21 protein-coding genes are annotated in these 26289 nt (G+C 55.8%); 8 read left to right on the top strand and 13 right to left on the bottom strand.

The annotated features are described in order from the left end of the window. Positions 1-207: 207 nt before the first annotated feature. Genes JE47_RS0105325 through JE47_RS0105315 form a run of 3 tightly spaced genes read right to left on the bottom strand, consistent with a single transcriptional unit; the run spans position 208 to position 5813 of the window. Positions 208-1155, bottom strand: a complete 948-nt coding sequence (locus JE47_RS0105325) for a TorD/DmsD family molecular chaperone (RefSeq protein WP_031458758.1) — start codon at positions 1153-1155, stop codon at positions 208-210. After that, a complete protein-coding gene (locus JE47_RS0105320) occupies positions 1152-4121 on the bottom strand; it encodes a molybdopterin-dependent oxidoreductase (RefSeq protein ID WP_031458757.1) in 2970 nt (989 codons plus the stop codon). The genes JE47_RS0105325 and JE47_RS0105320 overlap by 4 nt, the downstream gene beginning before the upstream one ends. 12 nt (positions 4122-4133) lie before the next feature. Then, a complete protein-coding gene (locus JE47_RS0105315) occupies positions 4134-5813 on the bottom strand; it encodes a 4Fe-4S dicluster domain-containing protein (RefSeq protein WP_031458756.1) in 1680 nt (559 codons plus the stop codon). A gap of 335 nt (positions 5814-6148) precedes the next feature. Here JE47_RS0105315 and JE47_RS0105310 point away from each other — a divergent pair, with 335 nt between their 5' ends. Next, positions 6149-7030, top strand: coding sequence for a LysR family transcriptional regulator (locus tag JE47_RS0105310; protein WP_031458755.1), 882 nt, complete (start codon positions 6149-6151; stop codon positions 7028-7030). A 256-nt stretch (positions 7031-7286) separates the two neighbouring features. Here JE47_RS0105310 and JE47_RS0105305 read toward each other — a convergent pair whose 3' ends face one another. Then, positions 7287-7574 carry a DUF427 domain-containing protein gene (locus tag JE47_RS0105305; protein ID WP_031458754.1) on the bottom strand — a complete coding sequence of 96 codons (288 nt, stop codon included), beginning with the start codon at positions 7572-7574 and terminating at the stop codon, positions 7287-7289. 185 nt (positions 7575-7759) lie between these two features. Here JE47_RS0105305 and dprA point away from each other — a divergent pair, with 185 nt between their 5' ends. Continuing rightward, positions 7760-8845 (top strand): DNA-processing protein DprA, encoded by a 1086-nt coding sequence (gene dprA / locus JE47_RS0105300; protein ID WP_031458753.1) that lies wholly within the window; start codon positions 7760-7762, stop codon positions 8843-8845. 73 nt (positions 8846-8918) lie between these two features. Here the strand turns inward: dprA and JE47_RS0105295 are convergent, their stop codons facing one another. From JE47_RS0105295 to JE47_RS0105265, 7 genes are all read right to left on the bottom strand, one after another. Beyond that, on the bottom strand, positions 8919-9392 hold the full coding sequence (locus JE47_RS0105295; protein ID WP_031458752.1) for an NUDIX domain-containing protein: 474 nt from the start codon (positions 9390-9392) through the stop codon (positions 8919-8921). A gap of 143 nt (positions 9393-9535) precedes the next feature. Further along, positions 9536-10726: an aspartate aminotransferase family protein gene (locus tag JE47_RS0105290; protein ID WP_031458751.1), complete on the bottom strand. Its 1191-nt coding sequence runs from the start codon at positions 10724-10726 to the stop codon at positions 9536-9538. 28 nt (positions 10727-10754) lie between these two features. Then, positions 10755-12518 (bottom strand): 2-succinyl-5-enolpyruvyl-6-hydroxy-3-cyclohexene-1-carboxylic-acid synthase, encoded by a 1764-nt coding sequence (gene menD / locus JE47_RS0105285; RefSeq protein WP_031458750.1) that lies wholly within the window; start codon positions 12516-12518, stop codon positions 10755-10757. An 11-nt stretch (positions 12519-12529) separates the two neighbouring features. Then, positions 12530-13978 (bottom strand): isochorismate synthase, encoded by a 1449-nt coding sequence (locus tag JE47_RS0105280; RefSeq protein WP_031458749.1) that lies wholly within the window; start codon positions 13976-13978, stop codon positions 12530-12532. A 205-nt stretch (positions 13979-14183) separates the two neighbouring features. Continuing rightward, positions 14184-15440, bottom strand: coding sequence for an MFS transporter (locus tag JE47_RS0105275; protein WP_031458748.1), 1257 nt, complete (start codon positions 15438-15440; stop codon positions 14184-14186). A gap of 109 nt (positions 15441-15549) precedes the next feature. Then, a complete protein-coding gene (locus tag JE47_RS0105270) occupies positions 15550-16263 on the bottom strand; it encodes an RNA methyltransferase (protein WP_031458747.1) in 714 nt (237 codons plus the stop codon). Then, the gene (locus JE47_RS0105265) at positions 16260-17630 is read right to left on the bottom strand and encodes an ATP-binding protein (RefSeq protein ID WP_031458746.1); all 1371 of its coding nucleotides are present in this window, start codon (positions 17628-17630) and stop codon (positions 16260-16262) included. Before JE47_RS0105265 ends, JE47_RS0105270 begins: the two co-directional genes overlap by 4 nt. Before the next feature lie 190 nt (positions 17631-17820). Here JE47_RS0105265 and JE47_RS0105260 point away from each other — a divergent pair, with 190 nt between their 5' ends. The 3 genes from JE47_RS0105260 to JE47_RS0105250 all read left to right on the top strand — a co-directional run bounded on the left by JE47_RS0105260 (position 17821) and on the right by JE47_RS0105250 (position 20841). Beyond that, positions 17821-18396 carry a metal-binding protein gene (locus JE47_RS0105260; RefSeq protein ID WP_031458745.1) on the top strand — a complete coding sequence of 192 codons (576 nt, stop codon included), beginning with the start codon at positions 17821-17823 and terminating at the stop codon, positions 18394-18396. 82 nt (positions 18397-18478) lie between these two features. Beyond that, positions 18479-18973, top strand: coding sequence for a hypothetical protein (locus tag JE47_RS0105255; RefSeq protein WP_031458744.1), 495 nt, complete (start codon positions 18479-18481; stop codon positions 18971-18973). Then, complete coding sequence (locus JE47_RS0105250; protein ID WP_031458743.1) at positions 18970-20841, top strand: DUF5671 domain-containing protein; 1872 nt, start codon at positions 18970-18972, stop codon at positions 20839-20841. Before JE47_RS0105255 ends, JE47_RS0105250 begins: the two co-directional genes overlap by 4 nt. 275 nt (positions 20842-21116) lie before the next feature. Here the strand turns inward: JE47_RS0105250 and JE47_RS0105245 are convergent, their stop codons facing one another. Next, a complete protein-coding gene (locus JE47_RS0105245) occupies positions 21117-22079 on the bottom strand; it encodes a cation diffusion facilitator family transporter (RefSeq protein ID WP_031458742.1) in 963 nt (320 codons plus the stop codon). Positions 22080-22212: 133 nt separating this feature from the next. Between JE47_RS0105245 and JE47_RS0105240 the strand changes: the two genes are divergently transcribed. Further along, positions 22213-22473 carry a BglII/BstYI family type II restriction endonuclease gene (locus tag JE47_RS0105240; RefSeq protein ID WP_031458741.1) on the top strand — a complete coding sequence of 87 codons (261 nt, stop codon included), beginning with the start codon at positions 22213-22215 and terminating at the stop codon, positions 22471-22473. 164 nt (positions 22474-22637) lie between these two features. Beyond that, the gene (locus JE47_RS0105235; RefSeq protein ID WP_031458740.1) at positions 22638-23177 is read left to right on the top strand and encodes a cob(I)yrinic acid a,c-diamide adenosyltransferase; all 540 of its coding nucleotides are present in this window, start codon (positions 22638-22640) and stop codon (positions 23175-23177) included. A 76-nt stretch (positions 23178-23253) separates the two neighbouring features. Here the strand turns inward: JE47_RS0105235 and JE47_RS0105230 are convergent, their stop codons facing one another. Then, a complete protein-coding gene (locus JE47_RS0105230; RefSeq protein ID WP_031458739.1) occupies positions 23254-24207 on the bottom strand; it encodes a response regulator in 954 nt (317 codons plus the stop codon). 75 nt (positions 24208-24282) lie between these two features. Here JE47_RS0105230 and JE47_RS0105225 point away from each other — a divergent pair, with 75 nt between their 5' ends. Beyond that, positions 24283-26241, top strand: a complete 1959-nt coding sequence (locus JE47_RS0105225) for a tRNA uridine-5-carboxymethylaminomethyl modification enzyme MnmG/GidA (protein ID WP_031458738.1) — start codon at positions 24283-24285, stop codon at positions 26239-26241. Positions 26242-26289: the final 48 nt, after the last annotated feature.

Here is a 26289-nt window from a genome sequence, read left to right as displayed (position 1 = left end):
AGCCAGCCAGTGATTGTCCACCGGCGAACGTGCTGCACTCTCCTCTTTCCCAGCATCGTCTTGATATAAAAAGCCTGTTCCCACTACACCAAATTCAATTGTCGGTGCACGGAAGGTAGTGCATGTGATGAGATTGGTGCATCCGGCGGTTGGTACGATGCTAGCCGGTACGGTTTGCCAGCATTGGCATATGTCCTGCGTCTGGGTTTACCCCAAACCGGTGCGAACAATGTGGATGCTCTGCGTAAGCCGTTGCGCCCACGGTTGCAGGAGCGGTTGCCAGACCGATTGAGTAGTGATCAGACGGTGCAGTTCCTGTATTTCATTTGACATAACATTTTCAAGTGTAGTAACTAGATCGATCACCTGCTCAAACTGCCCCGCTGTCTCGAAGAGGGTTCGCACCATCGTAAAGCGATCAGCGATAGGAACCGAAAAGCCCAACTGACGGGCAAGCATTGTACAATCGGCGCGGCTGAGGAAGATTCCTGCTCGCACCGGTGTGATCAGGTGGCGAACCAGAGCACCGAGTTCATCGACTTCCGCCGGAGCTGTTGCTGACTGGAGCGGGATGTATGTCGGGGACACAGGCATCGGCGGAGAGAGCCTCTCCAGTTCGCTCCCGATGAATTCAACCGTGAGACTTGCCAGAGTCTGGTAGAACGGATGGGCCGGAATACGTTGCACGGCCCGCGCCCAGATCGGCACCCAGACCGCAAGATGGTCGGCAAGAAAAGCAGCCATCTGTTGCCGTGCCCAGTAGTACCGATCAAGGTTCTCGGCGGAGAGTGCGGTTGCTTCGGTGGCGATCAGCCGCGCCAGAAAGATGAACTCCAGGCCGAGATGATCGGGCGCACCCACGTTTTGCGTTGGCAAGAACCCACAGGTATTGTACGTAGCGGCAACCTGCTCGGCGGTCGCCGTGTTGAGCATAAGCTCTTCGTCGCAGTAGAGCGACTCGTAGGGATAGACGTTACGCCCGAAAACGTATTCGTAAGCAATTGCCAGCGCTTCTGGCCGGTTATCGGTCACCGCAGCCAGATCGACCAGTATGGCCGCCTCCTCCCATAGAGCAGGCGAAGGCGGCGCAAGCAGGAGACGGCCAATCATATCGGCCATGGCCTGACGTGCTACCAGTGTCGTATGGTCGTTCACGACTTCTTTCCCTTCCCGGGTAAGAAATACGCTTCGCGAGCCGGGCGGAAGGGGCGCAGGAGCCAATGCGGACGCCGCATGCCGTTGGGCGATACCTTTGAAGCCGGGCGGGTCATTGCCAGCCATTCGCGGTAGACTTCGTGCGCTCGTTTGGTATCGACATAAATATCACCGTAGCGATCATTCGGGCCGGCCGGCTCAAGCCGTACCTTCTGATGCCAGCAGTGCATACCACTGATTGGATCAGGATGGACGGCAAAGGTCAGGTTTTGATGGACACCGGCATCTTCCCACCAGATGCGAGCGGTATCGGGGTCATCACTCTCGTAGGGGCGGATACCATGAATCTGGCGCATACGCCATTCCCCTTGCCCCTCTTGCTTGAGTTCAACCAGCGCAGTAGACAGCCGACCACCACCGTCTTCCTGTAATCGCCACCGCCCCAGATGGTGTGAACAGGCGATCACACCGGGACGAATGCCTTCCGTTACCCAAACCCGATCCACGAAGTAACCGATCTCGGTAATGACCTTCACCAGATCGCCGGTGCGTAAACCAAGCCGTTCGGCATCACTGGTATGAATCCAAACCGGATTTTTGTGGCTGATTTCGTACAGCCATTTCGCGTTACCGCTGCGCGTGTGGATCAGGGTGGGCAGGCGGAATGTCGAGAGAAGCACAGCCTCGTTCTTGCTGCGATCAATCTTACTCGGATGGACGTGGCTATGGATGTAAGTCGGGATCGCATATTCCGGCCATCCCCAATCGCGCAGCGTGGTTGAATAGAACTCAAGTCGACGCGAGGGTGTTGGGAAACCAGCCACAATGGAACCATCCTCTAGCTTGATACCAATCGGTCGGCCCCGTTCGGGATCAGGCTCGAAATATGGTAGTGGTGTGATGTTCGACGATGGCGGTGCCGGGGCTTTGGTGTAGACAATCCCGGTATCTGGATCGATGGTCGCATCGGCCAGCTCAGCGGAGCTGAGCGGCTTATCGAACGTAGGTTGCACTCCTTTCCGAATCTCAAACGCACCGTAGCGGCGCATATACTCAAGTGGAGTCAGGCCCTCTTTCGCGGCTGCCTCCGGCAGACCGGGAACGTGGTTCTCGAACATCCAGCCGTAGAGTTCATCAACCGTAATCTTCTGGCCGGGGCGGTACGGACTCTCGAAGGTTTTACGAATGCCCAGCTTTCCATCGGGGTCAATCCGCCATGACAACTCGATCCAAAACTCAACTTCTTCCCAGACTTCACCAGGATTCGCGTCACGGGTATCTTTCACCGGCTTCCCCAACCGACGCATAGCCTCACGGAGTACCGGTTGACGGAAGGCAATCCAGCAACCGGCGTGAGTTTCCTGGCTCATCATATCGTGTCGCTCGGCGCCCACTCCCATCGGCAAAATATAGTCGGCAAACCAACCCGTCTCACTCCACGTCGGCGAGAGATGGACGTGCAAACCGATTTTGCTCTCATCGGTCAGCACCTCCAGCCAGCTCATGCCGTCGGGGTTGGTCCAAATAGGGTTGTAGACGCGGGTGAAGTAAGTATCGACCTTGCCCCGTCCTTCTTTGAGGAAGTGTGGCAGTAAGATGCTCATCTCGTAGAAGTTGAGCGGATACTCTTGCGGCCATGTTAGCTCGTTCCAGACTTTGGGGTGTGGCGCCATGTTGGGGTGGCGAGGAATCCATTTATCCCAAACGTTAGCTGAGGTACCACCTTCAACGCCGATTGAACCGGTCAGGACATTAAGGAACCACAGACAACGGGCAACCATCCAGCCACCCAGGTTGGCGCTCGTAGCGCTGCGCCAGCTATGGGTCGCCAGTTTCCCTTCACAGCGGGCAATGATCTTCGCCACCCGTTCAATTTGCTCGGCGCTGACCCCACTCTCTTGGGCGGCGAATTCAAAGGTATACTGAGCGTAAAGCTCTTGCAACTTCATTTCAAAATGCTCGAAACTGACCGGTAGGTCGGGGTGCTCAGCGCGGAGATAATCAGCCCAGTTCACCCAACGGCGGACAAAATCGCGATTGTACTGACCGGTGCGGATCAGGTGATTGGCAATCGCCAGGAGGATAGCCGTCTCGCTGCCCGGCCACGGTGAGAGCCATTCGTCGGCGAGTGAGGCCGTGTTGGAGAGACGGGTATCGAGCACAATTAACTTGGCGCCAGCCATTTTACCTTCCATAATCCGCTGTGCGTGTGGGTTAAAATAATGGCCGGTTTCGAGATGAGAACTGATCAGCAGAATGACACGAGCATTGGCATGATCAGGCGATGGTCGATCAAGGCCCATCCACATAGCCTGCCCACAACGGGCACCAGACGAACAGACATTGGTATGGGAATTGTGCGCATCGACGCCCCAAGCCGGTAATACCCATTCCATAAAGCCATCGTGACCGGGGCGGCCCACGTGATAAATAATCTCTGTCTGTCGCTGTTCGATAATCGCCTTGCGGATCCGACCGGCAATCTCGTTAAGCGCTTCATCCCAGGAAACACGCACCCATTTTCCTTCACCGCGCTTCCCGGCGCGCTTTAGCGGGTACAAGATACGGTCAGGGTCGTAGACCTGATTGAGGGTTGCCGGGCCTTTGGCACAGTTGCGACCACGACTGCCCGGATGCAGCGGATTACCCTCGAATTTCTTGATCTTGAGCGTCTCGACATCAACATACGCCAGCAGACCACAAGCGCTCTCGCAGTTGAAACAGACGGTTGGCACCAACGTGTAACGACGAGCAACTTTTCGTGGCCATTCCTTTGGGTCGTATTCTGTCCAATCATTCCACCGTTCCACCGGTGGATAATCGCGCAGTTCCTGGCTGCTGATCGGTGTTGCAGCAGGTGCTGTGCTCTTCACATAGGCCTGCACTGGCGGGGTCAGCGGCTCAACCCGCGATTGCGAGCGCTGACTGAAAGTTCCTAACAACCGATTGAGCAATGATGTCGTCATGACCACACCTTTCTAACTGTTTGGCACGTGTTGCGGCGCCATGACGAAAGCGTATTCAAAGGCGTACAACCCGGCAATAGAAGTCAAACCGGCGACAGCCAGCAGCGGAACGGCAAGAGCTGGTATCAATACAGCCAGACCGATCAATGCTGCCGGTGCAACATGACCAAGGAGAATAGACCCCTGCCAGAAATGGCGGCGGAAGCGACCGTGGCTGATGTCGTGGGCGGCGCGGGCAGCTACCTCACTGGCGTGCGGAATACCGAACTCGCCGAGCAAGAGCATGAAGAGATCGAGCAACAGACTACCCGCAAACGTCCAGCCGAACAGTTCGAACAACGCTGCTGGCATCGCAACGAAGGGCGCAAGCAACAGCAGGGTGCCACTTCCAACCATCAGTGCCTGCACCAAAAGATGGGCCGGTAAGAGCGGACTCTGCCAGAGATCGCGCCCCTCGGCCTGGGCGAAGAGAAATGCCGTATAGATAGCAGCCAACACCGCCAATGGGATGCCGATCCAGGCCAGAGCAGGGCGGAATGCTGAAATGGCGGTTTCTGGCCACATATTCAGTGCAGCACCAGCTTCAGATAGGAACCAGATGCCAGCCACAGCAGAGAAAGCGATCAAGATAAAGGCACCACGGGTCAACCAACTTCGCCATTGGGGTCGGGTGAGAATGGTAAAGAACATGTGTGGCCGTTCCAGATCGAAGACCAGCAAGCCAGTGGTGATACCGATAAAGAGTAGACTGACAAAGAGCGTGATCGCCAGAAATGGTGCAGCTAGTGGAGCCAGCCCCAAACCAGCAGCGGCAGCCACGACCATGAAGATACCACTCCCGATCCCTTTCGTGACCAGATAAGCTGGCACCGGCCAATGCCAAGGTATCTTGTGTTGCGCGTTATAGCCGGTTTGCACCATATGACCGGCGACTCGCCCACCAAGCATTAAGGCACTCTGACCAATTCCCAGTCCCTGCTCACGTGGCGGACGTATCTTTGCGCCGGAGGCAGCGGTAAGTGGAATCACTTCACGCCCTGACCGGCGATGACCGTTGCCGTTGTGATGACCGACCAATTGCTCACTTACCACATCAGCCCACATAAACGTTGATGCGACCGCTGGCGCCGTTGGCGTCAGTGTTGTCTGATCGGCATCAATGTAGAACAACTTCGGCGCCGTTCCCTGTTCAGGCTTGCGCACTGCTATCGGCTCACGAGCGATCAACTGGCTGATAAGACTGTTGGGATCATCGAGATCGCCAGAGATAATCGCCTGTTCAGGACAGACAATCTCGCAAGCCGGTTTCAGCCCCTGATCGATGCGATGGGCGCAGAAATGGCATTTCGCTGCATTGTGCGATTCTGGATCGATGTAAATCGCGTCGTAGGGACAGGCCTGCAAACAGGCTTTGCAGCCGATACACACCTTCGGATCGAACTCCACGATCCCGTCGGTGCGCTGGTACATGGCGGTAACCGGACAAATGCGGACACAGGGCGGATTGGCACAGTGATTGCAGCGCGTCACCTGAAAATGACGACGGGTGTGAGGGAAGGTACCGGTTTCAACGTATTTCACCCACGTGCGATAGACCCCAAGCGGAACTTCATTTTCCGACTTGCAGGCAGTGCTGCATGCGTGGCACCCGATACACTTCCGCTGATCGATGAGGAAGCCGTAATTTGTCATGGCCAGCTCTTTCTGGCTATGGAATAATACTTATGCCTATCAGGTATCTTAGCAAAAAGAAAGTTATCGAACAAGCAGATATTTTCGATAAATAGTATCGAAGCTGTGCATAGATTGTTGGAGGATTCCGCACGGGAATCGGTTCTGCGCCTTGTCCATTCACGACACGCAACAACCACACCCCGACACCGTCTATTTTGCGGTACAATAAAGCAATTACGCCGAAAGCCTAAGCAGCGATACCTGTCTGTAAACAGCATGGAGCGCGACGGCACCATCGCTGTTGTCTCGGTCACGTGATCACACTCGTCTGCAAGAGGTTGTTAGGAGGAAGTGTGACGCTCAACCTGCATCTGTTGCGGATCTACGTTGCCGTGCTCGAGCAGGGTAGTTTTACACGGGCAGCCGAGGTACTAACCATGAGCCAGTCGGCTGTATCTCGTGCAGTGCAAGAACTCGAGCGGCAACTGGGAACAGTCTTGCTCGAACGGCGTTCACGGGGGGTAGCGCCAACGATAGCCGGCACTATTCTGGGCGAACATGCTCGACGTATTTTTACACATGAACGGCTGGCTATCGAGGCCCTGAACGAACTGCGCGGTCTTCAGCGAGGACGGTTGGCAATTGGCGCTAGCAGTACGATTGGTATCTATCTCCTACCACCTCTCCTCGGCCACTATCACCGTCGTTATCCGGGCATCGAACTCTTTCTCGACATCGGCAACACACAGCAAGTCATGGAACATCTGCTTGCATATCGGATTGATGTCGCCTATGTCGAAGGGCCGGTAGCCCCTGACGAGCATTTAGATATTATGCCCTGGCGGAGTGACGAGCTGGTCGTTATTGCCTCTCCCGATCATCCTCTTGCGCGACGGGTGACCATCAGTTGTACCGATCTGCAGGATGCGCCATTTGTTTTCCGTGAACCCGGTTCAGGCACCCGCGAAGTGATGGAGCAGGCCCTGGCATCGCGCGGGATTACAGTGCGACCGGTTATGGAACTGGGCAGCACTGAAGCCATCAAGCAGGCAGTAAGTGCCGGTTTGGGTCTGAGTATGGTTTCGCGGGTGACTATTCAATCGGAGTTGATTGCCGGCAGACTGCGGGTGCTCAACATCCCTGATCTGACAGTTCAACGTCAGTTGAGCCGAGTACGCCTGAACGACCGGCCTCTGAGTCAGGCACTCGAGGCATGGTTTAAATCTCGCGGTTGACATAAAGATACTTACAGGCAACGTGCGGATGCGACATTCTGCTGGCGACCGGCACATCAGTGTACTATCTGAGCAGATTGAAAACTCGCTCCTGTTAAGAGCCTATCCGCATAATCCATCATCGATGCGGGGATGATGATGGTCACGGCATGCACCTGATAGCAGCGCTGTGCAGTGGGCAGCGTGGGCACGGTACTGCCGCGCCCCTACCTAAACCCACCAATCGGTGCATCTACACGTCATCTAGTCAATAATCTCACGTTGGCTCGATCCGAACGCCGCGCCAAAAGGCAATGTAGCCAGCAATCTGGCTGGCTGCCGCTTTCGGGGTTGGATAATACCAGGCTGCATCACGATTAACCTGCCCATCTACTACCACGTCGTAGTAGCTGGCAGTACCCTTCCACGGACAGACGGTATGTGTCTGGCTGTCGCGCAGGTATTCACGCTTGACCGAATCGGGCGGAAAGTAATGATTTCCCTCAACCACAATGGTTGCATCGCTCTCGGCGATGACGGCTCCGTTCCAGATTGCACGTGGCATAGCGTTCTCCCTGTTTCGGTAAACATTTTTCTCCATGATGCCACAATTTGCGTATCTTTTGCGGCTGATAAACGGTTTCTTTATAGAGCATCTAACCTCGCCTTTCGTATACGGTGGTACTCCCAGGAGAGAGGTTGGAGGATGATGCGCGGGTACCCTCGCATTAGGAACGAAAGATGAAACGTATGGAAGATGTTATTCGCTACTACATTGGTTTCAACCTCGTCCCAGGAATTGGACCACTGCGCTTAGCGCGCTTGATCGAACGGTGTGGATCGGTAGCGGCTGCCTGGCATGCCGATGAAACGATGATGATCGCGTCCGGTCTTGATGCACGGAGTATGGCCGGATTACGTGAGGTTCGCCAGCGGATCGATCTTGATGGCGAACTGGAACGTCTCCGTGCAGCCGGGGTGACACCGATAGCGATTGCCGATCCGCGTTACCCACCACTCTTGCGGATGATTCCGGCGCCGCCACCGTTGCTCTATCTGAGCGGCACGCTTACGCCTGTCGATCAGCGAGCAGTTGCGATTGTCGGAACGCGCCATCCCAGTCATTATGGCCGTGAAGTAGCACGACGGCTAGCACATGATCTGGCGGCTGCCGGAATAACGATTGTCAGTGGGCTGGCAATAGGGATCGATACGATTGTCCATACTGCCGCACTTGAGGTTGGCGGGCGCACGATTGCCGTGCTAGCCAGTGGTGTTGATCGGATCTATCCAGAACGAAATCTGGCTCTGGCTAAGCGGATCACCACATCCGGTGCGCTTTTGAGTGATTATCCGCTTGGCACCCCACCGGCGCCACTCAATTTTCCGCCACGTAACCGCATTATTGCCGGGTTGAGTCTGGGAACGGTGGTAGTTGAGGCAGGCGAAAGCAGTGGTGCACTTATAACGGTACAATTTGCCCTCGATCAGGGACGTGAGGTCATGGCAGTGCCGGGGTCGATCTTTAGCCCGCTTAGTGCCGGGCCGCATCGCCTGATCCGTGATGGCGCGGCGATCATTACCAATGCCGATGATGTGCTGGCGGTGCTCAACCTTGATCAGCAGACTCCTTTGCACGACGCGCCACTCGACATAGCGCTAACGCCTGAAGAGGAGGCGATCTACGGTGCAGTTTCGGCAGAACCGCAGCATATTGACGTAATCGGTCGCGCTGCCGGTCAGTCGGCAGCAGCGACGGCTGCGGCACTGGCACTGTTGGAGTTGAAGGGATTGGTGCGTCAGGTCGCACCGCTCTACTACGCACGGGGGAGGTGAAATGCTCGGCGGGTAATGTGGTTTGATGTCTGTTCGGTGTTAGGACTTGCCCATACCCGCCTCGGCACGGTTGTCAAAAATCAAAATGTGCTTCTACACGATTGGCAAACGCATCGGCTAGCATGCGGCGGGTGCGGTTGAGTAACGGCGGCAAGTGATCGGGATCGAAAAATTTTACGTTGACATTTTCATCACCGACTTGTTGGAGTTCACCGCCGACGATGCGGGCAGCAAAGAAGATCGCCAGAATCTGGGATTGATCGCCGTTGGGATAGCTCCAGGCGAAATCAGGGCCGCTGTAGACGCCGATGAGCTTTTCTGGTTTTAAGATCAGGCCGGTCTCTTCGTACACTTCGCGAACCAGGCCACGGGCCGGTGATTCGTCGAGGTTAATCGTTCCTCCTGGTACATCCCAGAGCATGACATCGGCCCGGCGGCAGAGTAGGATGTGACCGGCTTCATTGCGAACAAAGCCGCTTGCACGTACCTGTAAGATTCGTTGGTGACCAACATAGCTACGCAACCAGCGCGTATACTTGACCGTCATACCTGGCTCCTTTGCTCGTTTGCCGGTCATTATAACAGATTGTGCTTCAGCATCACGCTGCCGGGCTTGGGTTGGGCAGTGGCCTCGTGGAACTCGCCACTTTCGTCGTTAGTCGTGTTTGCGCTGGTAATCCTTTCGCGCTCCTAATGCTCCTCGCCACGTAGCACAGTCGCAATGGCCGTTACAACCCGCTCAAGATCGGTCTGTTCAATCACCAATGGGGGGAGCAGACGTAGAACATTGGGTCCGGCGGGCAATGCCAGCACACCCTGGTCAATCAAGGAAGTAATCACCGGTTGGACACGGCTCTTCAGCTCAAGGCCAACCAGCAAGCCTAATCCGCGTACTTCTCGCACCGCCGGCAAGCGCAGATCGCGCAGCGCCTGGATCAGCCAGGCACCTTTCCTTGCCGCCTGTTCGGGAATACGTTCAGTCTGATAGACCTGAAGGGCAGCCCGTGCCGCAGCGCACGCCAGTGGGTTGCCACCGAAAGTTGAGCCGTGAGCTCCCGCCGGTAACGTGCCATGCCGTTCGTGAATCGCTACCGCACCCATCGGTACACCGGCAGCAATACTCTTGGCAAGAATGAGGATGTCGGGTGTAACGCCACTATGTTCAATTGCAAAGAGCTTACCGGTACGGCCAAAACCGGTCTGGACTTCATCAACCAGCAAGAGCGAACCATTAGCGGCGCAGATGGCAGCAACCTGTTCGAGATAGCCGGCCGGCGCCGGACGTACACCACCTTCACCTTGTACCGGCTCAACGATTACAGCCGCTGTGTGCGGGCCAACTGCCGATTGTAGGGCCTCAAGATTGCCGTAGGGTACGTGGCTAAATTCGGGTACGAGTGGCAAAAATGGCTCACGGTATTTACTTTCCCAGGTGGCGCTTAAGGCCCCCATGGTGCGCCCATGAAATCCGCGCATTGTCGCCACAATACCAGGACGACCGGTCAACAGACGGGCAAACTTGAGCGCAGCTTCCACCGCTTCGGCGCCACTGTTGCAAAGGAAGATACGAGCAGGGAATGGCAGTGCTGCTGCCAGCTCGCTCAGGTACGCAGCCCGCACATCATTGGGAAAAATTTCGGGACAACTGATCAAACGTTCAGCCTGTTCACGAATTGCTGCCACGATAACCGGATGAGCGTGACCGAGGTTGGCGGCCCCCTGACCGCCAACACAATCGATGTACATCCGACCCTCGGCATCGTAGAGATGAGCACCCGCGCCACGCACAATCGCGAGCGGCCGTTTCGGGTATAGTCCGGTAGTGTACCGACTCTCTTGCGCAATAATTTCGGCATTTGTACTGAGCGTAATGTTCGTCATGGGTGTATCCTTAGATACTTGCTGCATATCAGGTAGGTTGTATCACACCAACGCGCTCTAAGGCTGCACTGACCAATGGCCAGATCGTGCGGTGATCGCGAACATTCTGATCGCGCCGAGTCCGAATTTCGATGAGATGCAATCCTCCGGCGAAACTGGTCTGTAGTGCGGCATGCACTGTTGCCCAATCGGAGGCGAGGGTATACTGTGCGTCGTACAGGGCCGCCAGTGGCGCAAAATCAGTGCCATGAGGCGTACCGAAGAGGAGTTCAAACTGATCGGTTTCACTGGCTTGGGGTAAAAATGAGAAGATACCACCGCCGTCGTTGTTGATGAGTAAGATGGTTGCATTGAGTCGATGGAGACGAGCGGCGATCAAGCCATTGGTGTCATGGATCAGCGAGAGATCACCGAGCGCCATCACCAGGGGCGTAGCGTCGCCAGCCGCAAGGCCAAGTGCGGTGGAAACTAAGCCATCGATCCCATTTGCGCCGCGATTTCCAATGACATACAACGGTGTCGAACGAGGAGCAAGAAACGTGTCGCAATCGCGCACCGGCATCGAATTGCCAACGAAAAGTGTTGTTCCGTTGGGCAGCCAGGTACCAAGGCGTGCAAACAACCCCGGTTCACTGATCGTCTCCTGCGCCAGCAAATGGGCTTGTATCGTTGTGCGCGCCGTTTGCTCGGCAGTTTGCCATGCCCGCAGCCAGAGTGTTGGTCCCTCACGTTGCGATGACGCCAAAGCATCGGCCAGCGCCAAACAAAACCAGTGTTCATCAACCTGGAGATGCTCTCGGGCCAGGCTGGTTGGCTCGCGCCAGCCGGCGCCGCCGTCGATTACTAGCTGACGCGCTTGCGGATGGTGCTGCAAATAGAGCAAGAGCGGTTTACTGGTTGGCATCGCACCAAAACGCAACACGACTTCTGGAGCATAATGGGTAACAAAACGTTCATCACGCAGGAAAGCATCGTAGGCACCAAGGATGTAGTCATCGGTATGCGGACCGTAGCGCACCCCTGACAGTGGATCGGCCAGGACAGGGAAGCGTAAACGGTGAGCAAGGATGGTCAGTAAAGGTCCGAGATCGGCAGGACAATCAGGACCGGCGATGATCAGACCGCGTCGATATTCAATCAAACTGCTCGCCAGCGTTGCCAGCTCAGCGCCACCGAGCATCCGCCGCGCCGGAGTTACCTGCACCGATGACGGTGTCTGAGCCAGCAGTGTTACCATCAGTGAACGATCGGGCACAAGTGGTTCGCGGAAGGGCAGATTGAGATGCACCGGTCCAGCCGGAGCGCTCTGGGTCAGCCCAATGGCCCGGCCCAACGTGGCGCGTAGAAACGGCAAGAGCGTCATCTGCGGGACGGGTAGATCAATAAACCAGCGCACATTGCGACCAAAAATACCGATCTGATCAATTGTCTGCGGCGCACCATTGTCGCGTAGTTCCGGTGGGCGGTCGGCAGTAAGCAACAGTAATGGGACGCGAGCAAGATGGGCTTCGACGACGGCGGGTAAGAGGTTGGCAACGGCGGTGCCGGAGGTGCAAAGAACAGCGGCGGGGCGATGACGAGCACGCGCTATGCCCAGCGCGAAAAAGCCGGCCGAGCGCTCATCGAGATGCATCCAGACCCGCAACGCCGGATGACGTGCTACGGCTAACGCTAGTGGCGTGCTCCGCGAACCTGGGCACACAACCACATCTTTCACCCCATGGGCTGCCAGACTTTGCGCAATTTCAACCACCCAGTGGGTCAGCGCCTCGATATGCGCTGTGACCTCCATACCCACCTCACTCAGCCGATCATCTCATCACTTGCACCGAGGGCTTCCAACATTGCCCGTAGCTTGATGCGGGTTTCGGCTAATTCCCGTTCGGGATTAGAAGCAGCCACGATCCCACACCCGGCAAAGAGCATTGCCTCGTGTCGCCCGATCAGTGCCGAACGAAGCGCAACAGCAAACTCACCGTCACCACGAGCATCAACCCAACCAACCGGTGCTGCGTACCAACCACGATCAAGCCGTTCACGGGCGCGAATCCAGGCCAGTGCCGTTGGGCCGGGCTTACCACCGACCGCTGGCGTTGGGTGCAACCGACCGACCAGATCGAAAATGTCGTAGCCAGGGCGGATGCGGGCAGTGACGGGAGTAAATAGATGCTGAACGTTCCGCACCCGCATTATTTCGGGTGACTCTAACGCAGACACCTGGTCACAAAACTCGGCTAACGCCGAACAGATCATCTGTACCACAAAGGCATGCTCGGTACGATCCTTTGTACTCTTCAGTAAGGCCTCGGCGAAGGCGCGATCCTCTTCAGGCGTTTTGCCACGCGGCGCTGAACCGGCCAGAGCTGAAGCTGCTACTGCACCATGACGCAACGCAACCAATCGTTCTGGTGACGCACCCAGAAAGGTACGACCGCCACGAGCAACCGCGAAGACGAACGTGTGCGGATAATTCTTACGCAATACATCAAGTGTGGCTGCCGTATCAAACGGTTCAGCACTGCGCAGGCGAACAGCACGAGCCAGCACCACTTTTTCTAACCGACCGGCGCGCAGATCGGCTACTGCATCAGCGACAATTGCTTTCCACTCGTCTGGATCGAGCGATACATCAACTTGTACATCGGTCGGCAACCGCTGTGGACGAAACGGTAAGCCGATCAAGGCTTGCAGACGGCGGGCAGCCGCTGCACCCAGCGCCAACGTTGAACTGCGCTCATCAACCATGCCATTGACTGTCAGCGTAGTCAGGTCGCCGTGGCGCACAATCAACAAGCGTGGCACGACGAGTAACCCAAGCGGATAATCGCGCCACAACTCACTCGGAGGCTGGTCAGGATCAAAACGGAAACCGGCTACTGCCAGCGGCCCCTGTACCGGCAGATTGGGATCAACATCAATGACCGCCTCAGACACCAGTTGTCGCCATGCTGCTGCACTGGCGGCAAAGCGGTTTTCCGATGGTGCTGGTGTAAAACTCCACGCTGCACCGAGACCGGTCAGTTCGACATCAGCCGCTGGTGTGCTCCAGAAGAACCGGTTATGCGTCACTCCGGCGCCACGCGCAAACAGTGCTAGCGGATCGCGCAGCCCGACCCGAGTTGTGATGCTGACCAGCACCGGTCGTCCTAGTTCACGAGCCCGTTGCCGCGCAATCTCTGCCGCGGCTTCCATCCGAGCGACTTCGCGCAAGGTAGCGGTTGTTACCCGCACCCCGATGAGAGGATTTGTCATACTACTACATATCATAACCCTCCCTGCAGAGTTCACGTAAGGGAGGGCTGTAAACTTCCTGTATGCATTGTATCACGTTTCGATAGACCAGCAGTTTTGCGAGCGCATCTGTAAATTACTGTCCGTTTTTCATCTTGTCCGAAGTAGCTCTTGGCTTCTCTCGGAGTTTGGCGTTCAGGTAAGGATTCGTAAGCAGGTACGTATTTTATCCAGTTGTGCTCACCGTTGAGGCTGGTGTTGGTCTGTGACCATCAGTGTAGCAGCGTAGAATTGGTACCTTCGCAGCAACTACTGCGGTCATAAGGACACAAGCTAAACCACCGACCGCCACAGAAAGTTGGGTGCCGAGTAGACGGGCAGCGATGCCGGCCTCGATCTCGCCAAGTTGTGGCCCACCAGCGAAGAAGAGCATATTCACTGCCACCATACGTCCGCGCAATTCATCAGGAGTTTCAAGATTACGGATGTTGCCGCGCACGACCATACTTACCGTATCAGCAGCGCCGTTAATTGCCAGCATGAAGAGCGATAACCAAAAATGAGTACTCAGTCCGAAAATTGCTGTACTGAAACCGTAGATGGCGACAGACCACAACAGCAACGCTCCCTGACGCTTGCCGACACCTCGAATTGAGCAGATGATACTGGCAATCACAGCTCCAACCGACGGTGCAGCATAAAGCAGACCCAACCCCTGAGCCCCAACCTGTAAAATAGATTGCGCATAAATTGGCAATAAAGTGGTGGCCGCACTGAAAAAGGTGGCGAGAAAGTCGAGTATCATGGTACTCCAGATCAGTGGTGTGCGCCACACGAATCGTAATCCCTCAATCGCGGCTTGCAAGCTAATATCACGTTTCTCGGTAACAACTCGTTTTGGGTGAATGAGCAATAGGGCAAGCAAGATAGCAGTGAAACTCACCACGTCTATCCAGTAAACTAACCCAACCCCGCCATATTCGATCAAGATGCCACCAATCGTTGGGCCAACAATGGTCGCCAATTGCCACGCAACGATATTGAGACTCAGCGCATTAGCAAGGTGTTCGCGTGGAACTAACGAAGGTATCAGGGCTTGACGAGCAGGAAGACCGATCGTATTGGCTGCTGCTGCGAGTGCAGTAACCGTGTAAATCGTCCAAAGTGCTGACAGACCAACATTGGTTGTAAGTGCCAGGATCAACGAACAAACCATCATAGCGACCTGGGCGCCAATCATGAGGCGGCGGCGATCAATAGCGTCAGCCAATACCCCACTACCAATCGCTAGTAAGACTAATGGGATGAGCCGTGCTGCACCAATCGCACCAAGCGCCAGTGGATCACCGTTAGAAAGTTCGAGAATATGCCAGCTTACTGCGGCTCGAGTCATCTCGGTACCGGTTAAAGAAACGAAGTTACCAAACCAGAGCAGACGAAAATCACGTGAGTAGAATGCCGCAAACGGAACAGTAGTAGCCATACAAAATGAGGTCCCATTCAAAAATGGTCAAGTACATATTTGATAATACAATAATAACCAAAAACAGAAAACCGGCGGGATTGCAGTATACAGTTATCGTGCAACGCTACTACCGTATCTGCCGCACCGCCTCACGCAGCAGAGCGGTCAGGATGGCGGCATCACGTTCGCTCAGTGCAGCACGGGTCATAATGGCGCGCAGGCGGTGACGTAACGCATAGCCGTTTCCGCTTTTCACAAAATTGGTTGCCGTGATCAGTTCGTCAAGGATGCTTGCAAGCGTATCGAGTGCAGCCAGTGACGCCGGAGGTTCGGCTGTTCCCGGTGATGGTGGAGAGGGAGGGCTTGCCTGTTGCAACTCGTAGAGTGTGATCAAGACGGCTTGAGCAAGGTTTAAGACAGGGTATTCCGGCGCCATCGGGATGCCGATGATCTCGTGGCACAGGCTGAGTTCACGTCGACTCAGGCCATTGCCTTCGCTGCCAAAAAGGATAGCGACCGGGCCGAACCTAGTTGCACGTTGACGAATCTCACCCGCCCATTGCCGAATATCGGTGCGCCACGGCAAATTGGGGTGCGGTCGGTCGGTGGTACCGACAAGATGTTGTATATCGGCGATGGCCTGTTGCAGATCGGGATATACCGCCAGGTTCGCCAGTACCGGTTCAGGGCGATGAGCTACAGCGGTAATCACCTCTGGCTCGAACGGGCATGGATCAACCAGACGCAGGTGGTGAACGCCGGTATTGAGCATTGCCCGCACGACGGCGCCGATATTGCGTGGATCACGCGGTTGATGAAGCACAACGATGATGTTCTTCATTTGAGGATGTAATAGGTTGCTCGCTTATCACCTACTTTGAGTAAGAGACCGCGATTGACCAGATCGGACAGATCACGTCGAATCGTCTCGGCACTGACATCGGGGTGCATCTCTTGCAGATCACGGTTGGTAATTCGTTGCTGTTCTACTACAAACAGTAAGGCGGCGATCTGGCGGTCGTTCAAGCCCATCCGACGCCAGGCGCTGGTATCGACCCCGCCGGGCACCGCTTCGGCCATTGGTTGACCCGGCAACACGACCAGAAAGCCGGCTGCTGTTTCGCGGAAGGTGGCCGGCGGCAAGCCGGCTGCCGCCAACTGACGAAGCATCCGGTCGATCCCATAGCCGAGCCGTTCAACCAAACCGAGATCGGCCAGCACCTGCACGATAGCCGGATTGCGCGAAAATCGTTCGGCGCGAAGATTCTCGAGCGTAACATGACCGGGTAAGCGACCCGGCGAGTAGACTTCAAGCCGATCACTGAACATCGTAATCCGAATCCCTTCCCCCCGGCTGCTGTAGTCACGGTGTGCCACTGCATTGACCAAGGCTTCACGAACGGCTCCAGGCGGGAATTGGGTCCAGTCTTCCCGCTCCAGCCCCACCATGCGCGAACCCTTACGCATATGGTCGTTCAACCAACGTTCAGCGCGCCGAATAGCCTCTGGAAGCGGAGCACAAATATCTGTTCGCTCGAAGATGTCTGCCGGTTCGCGACCATGGTACCGTACCAGGGTTAGCTCAGCCTGGGGAAAGCGAGCAGCGACATCGCGCCCGAAGAGCAGGAGGCCAGCATTGGTCGGAATGTTGTCGATCAGACAGCCACGTCTGGTTAAGAGTGCTAGCGGATCATCACCGGCAGGTGGCCCTACCCGCCGGGCGTAAGCTCTCACCAGCTCATCGTCCAATTCTTTTAAGGAAGCACCGGGTGGAATCTGACGTTCCCAGCCGAGGTCGGCGCGCTCGCTAAACAGCCGGTGCAGTGCTGCTGGGGAAAGTGGTTGATTGCTTGCCCCTTCACGACGCAGGTACCGCCCATTGACGGCATACACGTAGGGAAGGCCAGCCGGTACCTCCACGACTAGCACCGGTATCTCGTGGTAGACAACCAGTTGGGGAAGTGGGATGATTAAAGGCGGAGTACACGATAGAGCTGCGGCCAGCACTAGCTCGGTTGCCGCGGCGGGATTGTGGAGAGCAGCCAGATGTGTGCCACGCCCACCACTCACGACGACAGCACCGCCGTGGGCATTTGCCAGCGCGGCCAGGGTTTCGGCAATCTCAGCGATACTCTGCCGATCATGGGCAAAAGCAAGCCTTGGTCCCGGTGGTTGACCGGGAAGTTCGGTGAGAGGTGGCATGTCCATACAAACCTCCGCCATGGCGCGAACACACGTGCTATTATAACAGAAGTGAACAACTACCGCAGCCGAGAGTTGATGCACCAACTGAAGATTTCCGGCCACATACTCCACCTTCTGCATGACATGGGTCGCTGGTCGGCAATCTCGGGGAAGTAGAGAGAAAGCTCGACAGATACATCGTTACAGGTTGGTTATGCCATCTGCACGAACGCATGATACTATTACCATTATCAGTGGGGCCATCATGACGCCCATCACCTATTACGCCGCCCTTGAGTACACTCAACTCGGCCCATCAACAGCACTAGCATGCAGTTTCTGGCTGGGCAGCGCACATCTGCTATCGGGTATTATGTTTTCACCCGATCTCGACATCGACTCGACCATTGATAATCGCTGGGGGATCTTTTTCTGGATCTGGCGACCCTATATGTGGTTCATCCCGCACCGGTCGTTCTGGAGCCATAGTTTGATTATTTCCCCACTTCTCCGACTCGGCTATTTTGTCATCGTAGTCTACGGCCTGCTCTTCGTGATGAGTTTGGGGATGAGTCAGATCGGTTTAATACCGCCGGCGTTTCACCGCGAGTTTGTTGAGCAGATATACACGCTGATCAAAACCAGGCCAGATGAGGTTGGGGCATTTGTGATAGGCTTCTGCACCGGTAGCGCTGCTCATACTATCGCCGATTGGCTGGTAACAAAGGGGTATTGGTTGCTCGGTAGGTATGGTCGGCGCTTGCGACGTCGCTACCGCGATCACCAGTGAGGGGAACGTTCTTGTCTCTGGCAGCGTCGCATACGGTGTACGTTCAGATATGGAGAAGCGGTGAACAGAAAGGGTACATACGATGCGTCTCCCGGCGAGTGATCGCTTTCTGATCGGGATCGTGGTGGGATCGGTGCTGTTGATCATCATTGCGGTGGTGATCGTGCTGAATCGTGCCACGCCAGCGTACCGTACCGGTAATGAACCGGCTGATGTGGTATTCAATTATCTGTTGGCTGTTCAGCAGGGAGATTATGAGCGCGCTTATAGCTTCCTCTCACCAACGCTGCCGGGGTACCCGCGCAATGTGCAAGAGATGCGTTCCCAACTGCCACCGGCGAATTTTTCCAACGAAGATGTCAGTTTTACGGTGATCAGTTTGCGGATCGACGGTGATTGGGCAACGGTGGACGTGCGCGAAACGACTGTCTATCGGAGTGGACTGTTTGGTAGCAATACCGCCACGTCTGTATTTACCGTTGGACTTCAGCGACGTGATGGCATCTGGCAGTTGGTGAGCAATACGAATTGGCGAACGTGGAGCTGGTGTTGGGAGCAGGAAGGGGGCTGCCGATGATGGTGGTCAGACGGTGGTACCTGTTTGTCAGCGCTACAATCGGCTTGCAGGGCTTTACCTGGTCATTCATCTGGCTGCTCTACGGTGTTTTTGTCACCAGCGGGCAACTCATTGAGACAACGGCACTGCAATTGGCTGCTTTGATCGTCTGTTTACCGCTCTGGTTAGGCCATTGGTGGTGGGCAGAGCGATTGGCTGACCGTTATCCTGATGAGCGTGCTTCGGGGATCCGTCAACTGTACCTGTACGGTCATTTGACGGCGTTTCTGTTGCCGCTGATCGGGAGTGTCACCGACCTGTTGAGCGTTCTGCTGCGCTTGCTCGTCAATCGGCCTCCAGCCGATCCGATGGCCCAATTCTGGTATGGCACCATTGCCTCATGTACCCTGGGAGTCCTCTTCACCTATCATGGTCTGGTCGCTCGTAACGATGCCCGGCTGGTGTTCTTGCCAGATGCGAGCGCCTTTCTTCGCCGCCTCTACCTGTTCGTTGCGGCAGGTGTCGGCTTGATCGTCTATGCCGGTGGTGCTGTCGGTCTCATCCAGGTGCTTGGCGCAAGCAGTGTATCTTCTCTGTCACGGCTCGTCGATGCGAGTGTCGGTACCATTGTCGGTCTAGGGGTCTGGGTCGGGCACTGGATGCTTCTCCAGCAACTCTTCGTCGGCGCCGATGAAATAGAACAGCAGTCGGTCTTACGCAAAGTGTACCTCTACCTGGTGATCGTGATCGCCAGCATGGTAGCCGTCACGAATGCTACGATAATCCTGGCCAGTCTCTTCCGCCAGGCCCTCGGTCTACCGGTCTTTGGTCAACTGATCGATGGGTTAGCGCCGGTTATCGTCGCGACGCTGATTGCGCTCTACCACGGCCATATCTTGCAGACTGACGCAACTCTCGTTTCCGAGGCGCCACGACAGGCCGGTATTCGTCGTGTGGCGTGGTATCTGGTGGCAGCGGTCGGTCAACTGGCTATGGTCGCCGGCCTGGGCGGACTGCTCAGCGTCCTCATTCGCAGTCTTGCGGGTGCCGGTGTCGTGAGCGATCTGCGTGAACCGCTGGCGTGGTTCAGCGCTATGATCATCGTTGGTATTGTGGTCTGGGGATGGTGTTGGCGTCGAGTGCAACAGATGGCTGCCCTCGGCGGTGAGATAGGGTTGCTGGAACGTAGCTCGCTTACCCGCCGAATCTATCTCTTTGGTTTTTTGTTTGTCGCCTCGTTAACCATCCTCATCGCGCTGATGTACATTCTCTTCCGATTGATCAGCATTGCCCTTGGTCAAACGTTTGCCGGTGACCTGGTTGCCGATCTTGCCCAGGCCATCGCATACAGTCTGATTGCCGGTGGTGTACTGGCGACCCACAGCCTTGCGTTGCGAACCGACAATCGGTTACGCGAAGCGGCTGAACGAGCGCGCCAGGCGCAGAAGCGGGCTGTGATCTTTGCCGAGGAAGCACTGGCGCAGCAGATTATGACGGCATTGCAGCAGCAATTTCCAGAATTGAAGCTGGCTATTGCCAGACAAGAGCCGGGTACCGATGACGCACAGCAACTGGCGACTGCCGACATGATTGTCGGTGCGTGGCGACCATCCGATGATCTCTCGCAGCTTACCCGTTCCCCGGCGTACAAATTGCTCGTCCCACTCGCCGACCAGAATTGGATGTGGATTGGTGTTGAACCGGCGACCGAAACCGACATCTCGCGCCAGTTGGTACAGGCTGTACGTCAGTTTCTGGCCGGTGAGCCACTTCGTCCGCAACGCGGGCTGAGTGCTGGAGTCGTGCTAGGAGGGGTGATTGCCGTTTTATTGATTATCCTGCTCCTCAGCGGCACACTGATATTTCTATTCTCGTTATTTGTATTTTGAGTCCACTGCAAAAACTCACCATGGAGCACACAGAGCGCAGAGCATCTAAGATTTATGAGTAAAAGGATAATTTTTGGCCATTGGGTGCATGTAAGAAGAAAAAAATTCACAACCCTATATTCAATGAAAGATAACATTATCTTTAGTCTCCGTGATCTCCGTGGTCTCTGTGGTGAGAAGATCACCTTTTTGCAGTGAAGTTATTTTGAAAGCGTGATCGAATCCCTCGTCGGTGAGGAGAGAGAAGTGCTGATGACTCCCATATATCGAAAAGGTTAACAGGGAGATGATGAGTGACTTTCGGCGAGGGTCGGTTCGGCATCCGTCGCAGGATCGTGTCGATCCAACGTCACATCGGCCAATGCCGTCGGATCGTTTCGTGGTTCAAGGTGGGTGAAGACCGTGCTGTTGGGAACAGCCGCCCGTACAGCAGCCTCCACCTGCTCGGCCATTGCGTGAGCCTGCTGAATACTCCAGGTGTCGGGCACCAGCAAATGGAACGAGATAAAGCGCCGTGCTCCTGATTGACGAGTACGGAGCGCGTGATAATCACATCCGTGATCATTCAGATTGGCAAGTGCATTGTGAATGGCAGTCAGTTCTTCTGCTGGCAATGCTGTATCCATCAGACCCGCTACGGCGCGCCGTACCAGCCGAATACCGGTAACGGTAATATGCAGCGCTACCACCAATGCGATCACCGGATCGAGAACATACCAGCCGGTCAGCGCAACCAGCCCAATCCCGACCACAACACCCAGCGATGTCCAGACATCGGTCAGCAAGTGTTGACCGTCAGCTTCAAGCGTGAGCGAATCGTAGCGCCGCCCGGCTCGTAAGAGGATGAATGCGACAACTCCGTTGATTGCGGTCGCCACCCCAGCAACAAGCAAACCGGCAACCGTTTGTTCGAGTGGTTGGGGAGTAAACAGGCGCTGCACAGCCGTCCAGCCAATACCGGCCGCAGCCAACATGATAAGAATGCCTTCCAGGGCACCGGCAAAGTATTCAGCCTTGCCGTGACCGTAGGCATGATCCTCATCAGCGGGGCGGGCAGCAATCGTTAACACGAGAAGCGCCATCCCTGCTGTAACTAGATTTGTCAGTGACTCCATCGCATCGGCCAACATACCGATCGATCCGGTAAGCCACCAGGCGCTGAGTTTTAGGCAGATAGTGGCTGCTGCAGTGCCAATAGACAGCCAGGCATAGCGGGTCAGGGTTTGTCGTTCAATCACGGTTCTGCTTCACAGATGTTCTACATTCCGGTTTTCAGGATAACCGGTAAGCGGTGATTTTGGCAAGATCGCAGGCAAATCTTTGGTTGCCACAATCTGATGGTTTCGTGACCACGAAAAAAGGACATCTGGGATGTCTGAACTTGCTCTTGGCTTCTGTGGAACGCTATGCTGCAAGTATGCTTTTATGGTCTACAACGTTTGTGCCACAATGACTATTTTCCATAAGCTGGAAGTAATCAACGTAGGGATTGAGATTGTGCCGATCCAATGCTTTGCAGAAGAGATGTCAACAGGCGTGTCGTATTTCGAGCAGTTTGTGTGGGATTTGGAACAGCGCGGCGTTACTGATATAGATATACCGGTGCTGATATTGGGAGTAGCAGAAACGTAGTGAGCGACATCATTGTGTTTGAACACATTATCTCCCAGGCATGCCAGAAAAGATACGAGTGGTGGTGTATACTACGAAATGAACCAAGCAAAGATGTTGCAAGGCAATAGAACAGAATCGTACATCACACATTACCTCAAGGTCTGTGAAAGGTGAACCACGGCATGAAAATTTATACTCGCACGGGAGATAATGGCGAAACCGGTTTGTTCGGCGGGCAGCGGGTTCGGAAAGATGATCTGCGAGTGCAGGCGTATGGAACCGTTGATGAATGTAATGCGGCAATCGGTGTGGCGCGCGCCAGTGGTTCTGATCCGGCGCTCGATGCTGTGCTCGCAGTGGTGCAAAATCAGCTCTTTGTGCTTGGAGCCGATCTCGCTTCACCAGATGAGTCGCCGTATATTCCACGGGTCACCGAAGAAATGACCGCCTTCCTCGAAGCGCAGATTGATGCGATGGAGGCTGAATTGACACCCCTTAAGCAGTTTATCTTGCCCGGTGGGACGCTCATGGCGGCCCATCTGCATCTGGCCCGTACTGTTTGTCGACGAGCGGAACGGGTCACGGTGACGCTGGCGGCCGAGGAATCGGTGCGGGCCGAGATTCTGACCTACCTTAACCGGTTGTCGGATTTTCTGTTTGTGGCTGCTCGCGTTGCGAATGCCCGGGCCGGGCTTGGCGATGTACCCTGGCAGAAGAGTTGATGCTATGGCACGCTACGGTAGGGGTACCGATTATGCACCCCTACCGTTGTAGGACACAGCGATGGTACAAGACGACTTATCCACCCACGATCCGGCTAAACAGGGTTGGGTCGAAGAGATACACTGCCCCGCTGGCAACTACCAGCGCTAACACAATTGCCAGCAGCACGATCAGCCAGCGGGCAGAAGTGGCCTGTCTGACCCTCGTGTTGACATTGCCGACAATGAACGAAAACGGCTGCGGTTTCTCTTCTACCTGGTAGCGCGAACGGTATTCAGCTTCGGCAGCAGATGAGTCGATGCCAAAGAAGTTGGCGTAGGCGCGCATCATGCGCAGAGCAGCCGGGCCACGTGGTAGCAGAGACCATTGTTCGTCTTCGATGGCTTGCAGATAGTACATGCGAACTTTGATCTCATTCTCTACTTGAACGAGGGTGAGATGTCGGCGTTGCCGTTCGGCGCGTAACCGACGGCCAAAGCTGGCCCGTTCTTCGCTCTCGCTCAGTTGGCGGATTTCGCTCGCTCCTTCGGTGCTGCGGAGTAAGGCCATCTCCTCCGCTTCACTCATAAAGACCGACTCGCTCTCCTCTTCAGCAGGACGCCGCTTGCCCGATGCGATTGGCGGTGCGACAGCGGCGGCACTGGCTGTCGGCGGTGATGATGGGGTCATCACCGGCGCCTCTGGGAGCATGCGCGCCTGGATTCGCGCCAGCAGTTCGCCGGTACGGTAGGGTTTGGTGACATAATCGGCAGCTCCGTTGGCAAAGGCTTTCATCACCTGCTCCTCCAGGCCGATGCTGCTTAGAACGATGACCGGTTGGAGTGCGGATAGGCGCGGTAATGCGTCCCAACCGGCGCCGCGTTCGGTTTGTCCTTCAAGCAAGACGAGATCTGGATGTTCCCGAACGCAGAGACTCTCACCTGGCGCGATGAAGTTACTGGTCAAGACGCGATAGCCAGCTTCGGTTAACTGTTCTTTCAGTTTCGCCGTAAAGGCGACGTCATCGTCTATAATAAGAATGGTGCGCATACGTATAATATTATAGATAACATACTTAGCAGAGACCTTTGTTGCACGATGCGTCATTATACCATGTTCAGAGATATGCAGACACGTTATGATGTGATTGTGGTTGGCGCCGGTCATGCCGGTTGTGAGGCAGCCCATGCGGCGGCCCGGCTGGGATGCCGGACGCTGTTGTTGACCATAGACCTCGACAAGCTGGCCCATATGTCGTGTAATCCGAGTATCGGCGGGCCGGCGAAGGGCCATCTGGTGCGCGAGATTGATGCGCTGGGTGGTCTAATGGCTCGTATTACCGACCGCAGTGCGATACAGATTCGGCTGCTCAATGAGAGCAAAGGACCTGCGGTGCAGTCATTACGAGCGCAGTGTGATAAACGCCTGTACGCCCGGCTGATGAAAGAGACCCTTGAACGGGTGCCCAATCTCGATCTGCGGCAGGCAATGGTTGAGCACATTGCGCCGCCAAACGCTGACACCCAATGCTTTACGATCACGACCCATACCGGCTGGCAGTATACGGCGCCAGCAGTCATTCTAACCACCGGTACGTTCTTGCGTGGACGGGCTATTACCGGCGAGGCGATATGGGGCGCCGGGCGGGCAGGTGAAGCGCCAGCAATGACGCTGAGTCAGGATTTGGCTGCGCTCGGTTTTCCGCTGGTACGGCTCAAAACCGGTACGCCGCCTCGCCTGGCTGCTGCAACCATTGACTTCTCGCTGACCGAATTGCAACCGGGAAGTACAACGCCGTTGGCGTTCGGGCACTACTACGCCGAACTCGGTGAGTCGATCCCGCCTCCCGAATACTACGGCCCACCGGCGCCGGTCTATCCGCACCCGCAGCTCGATGGCTGGCGGCCGCAGTTGCCATGTTATCAGATTCATACCACGCCGGAATTTCATGCGATCATTCGGGAAAACCTGCATCGGGCGCCGCTCTTTAGCGGGATCATTGAGGGTGTTGGCCCACGCTATTGTCCGAGTATTGAAGATAAAATTGTGCGTTTCGCCGATAAAGAACGCCATAGTCTGTTTCTAGAACCGGAGGGTTGGACGACTGCCGAGGTTTATGTGCAGGGGTGCAATACCTCGTTGCCCGAAGATGTGCAGTGGGCAATGCTGCGCTCGATTCCTGCGCTGCGCAACGTAGAGCTGATGCGCATTGGGTATGCAATCGAGTATGACGCTGTAGCAACCGGTGAGATTACCGCCGATATGCAGACGCGCCGTATGCGAGGGTTGTTCTTCGCCGGTCAGATCAACGGAACCACCGGCTACGAAGAGGCAGCAGCGCAGGGACTGATGGCGGGGATTAATGCGGCGCATTATGTGCAGGGTAAGCCACCGGTTATTCTGGGTCGGGCCGAGGCATATATTGGCGTCTTGATTGATGATCTGACGACCAAAGAGATTCGTGAACCGTACCGAATGTTTACCTCGCGGGCCGAGTACCGTTTGCTCTTGCGTGGTGATAACGCCGATCTACGGTTGACACCACTAGCGTACAAGTTGGGGCTAGTTGATGGTGATCGCGCCGCTGTGGTCGAAGAGCGTCGGCGGCAGATCGAGCAGGCCTTACACCAGGTGCGTGAGCGCCGTATTTTTCCTTCGGCGGCGGTGAATATCGCTCTGGAAGAGCAGGGGTTGAAGCCACTAAACCAGCCCGCCACCGTGGCCGAGGTGTTGGCCCGGCCCGATGCCCATTATAGCCAACTACGGAACGTAGTGCCTGATTTACCGGAACTATCGGCAGCAGTCGTGGAACAGGTAGAAATTGCCTGTAAGTACAGCGGCTATATTGCCCGCCAAGAGCGCGAGATAGCGCGCATGCAGAAGATGGAGCATCGGCGTATTCCTCCCGATTTTGATTATGCTTCGTTGCCGGGTTTACGTAACGAAGCGCGGCAGGTCTTGATGCGTTTTCGTCCGGCAACGTTGGGCCAGGCCGGACGATTAGCCGGGATCAACCCGGCAGATGTGGCAATTTTGCTCTTCGCGCTCGAACGACGGCAGATGTCATCGAGTGAGGTGACATAATTCGGCTGGTCTCCCTCCCCTTCCCCCCAGCCCCCTTCCTCTCCCACT

Source organism: Chloroflexus sp. MS-G (assembly GCF_000735195.1).
GTDB lineage: Bacteria > Chloroflexota > Chloroflexia > Chloroflexales > Chloroflexaceae > Chloroflexus.
This window is presented reverse-complemented; position numbering and strand designations above follow the sequence as displayed.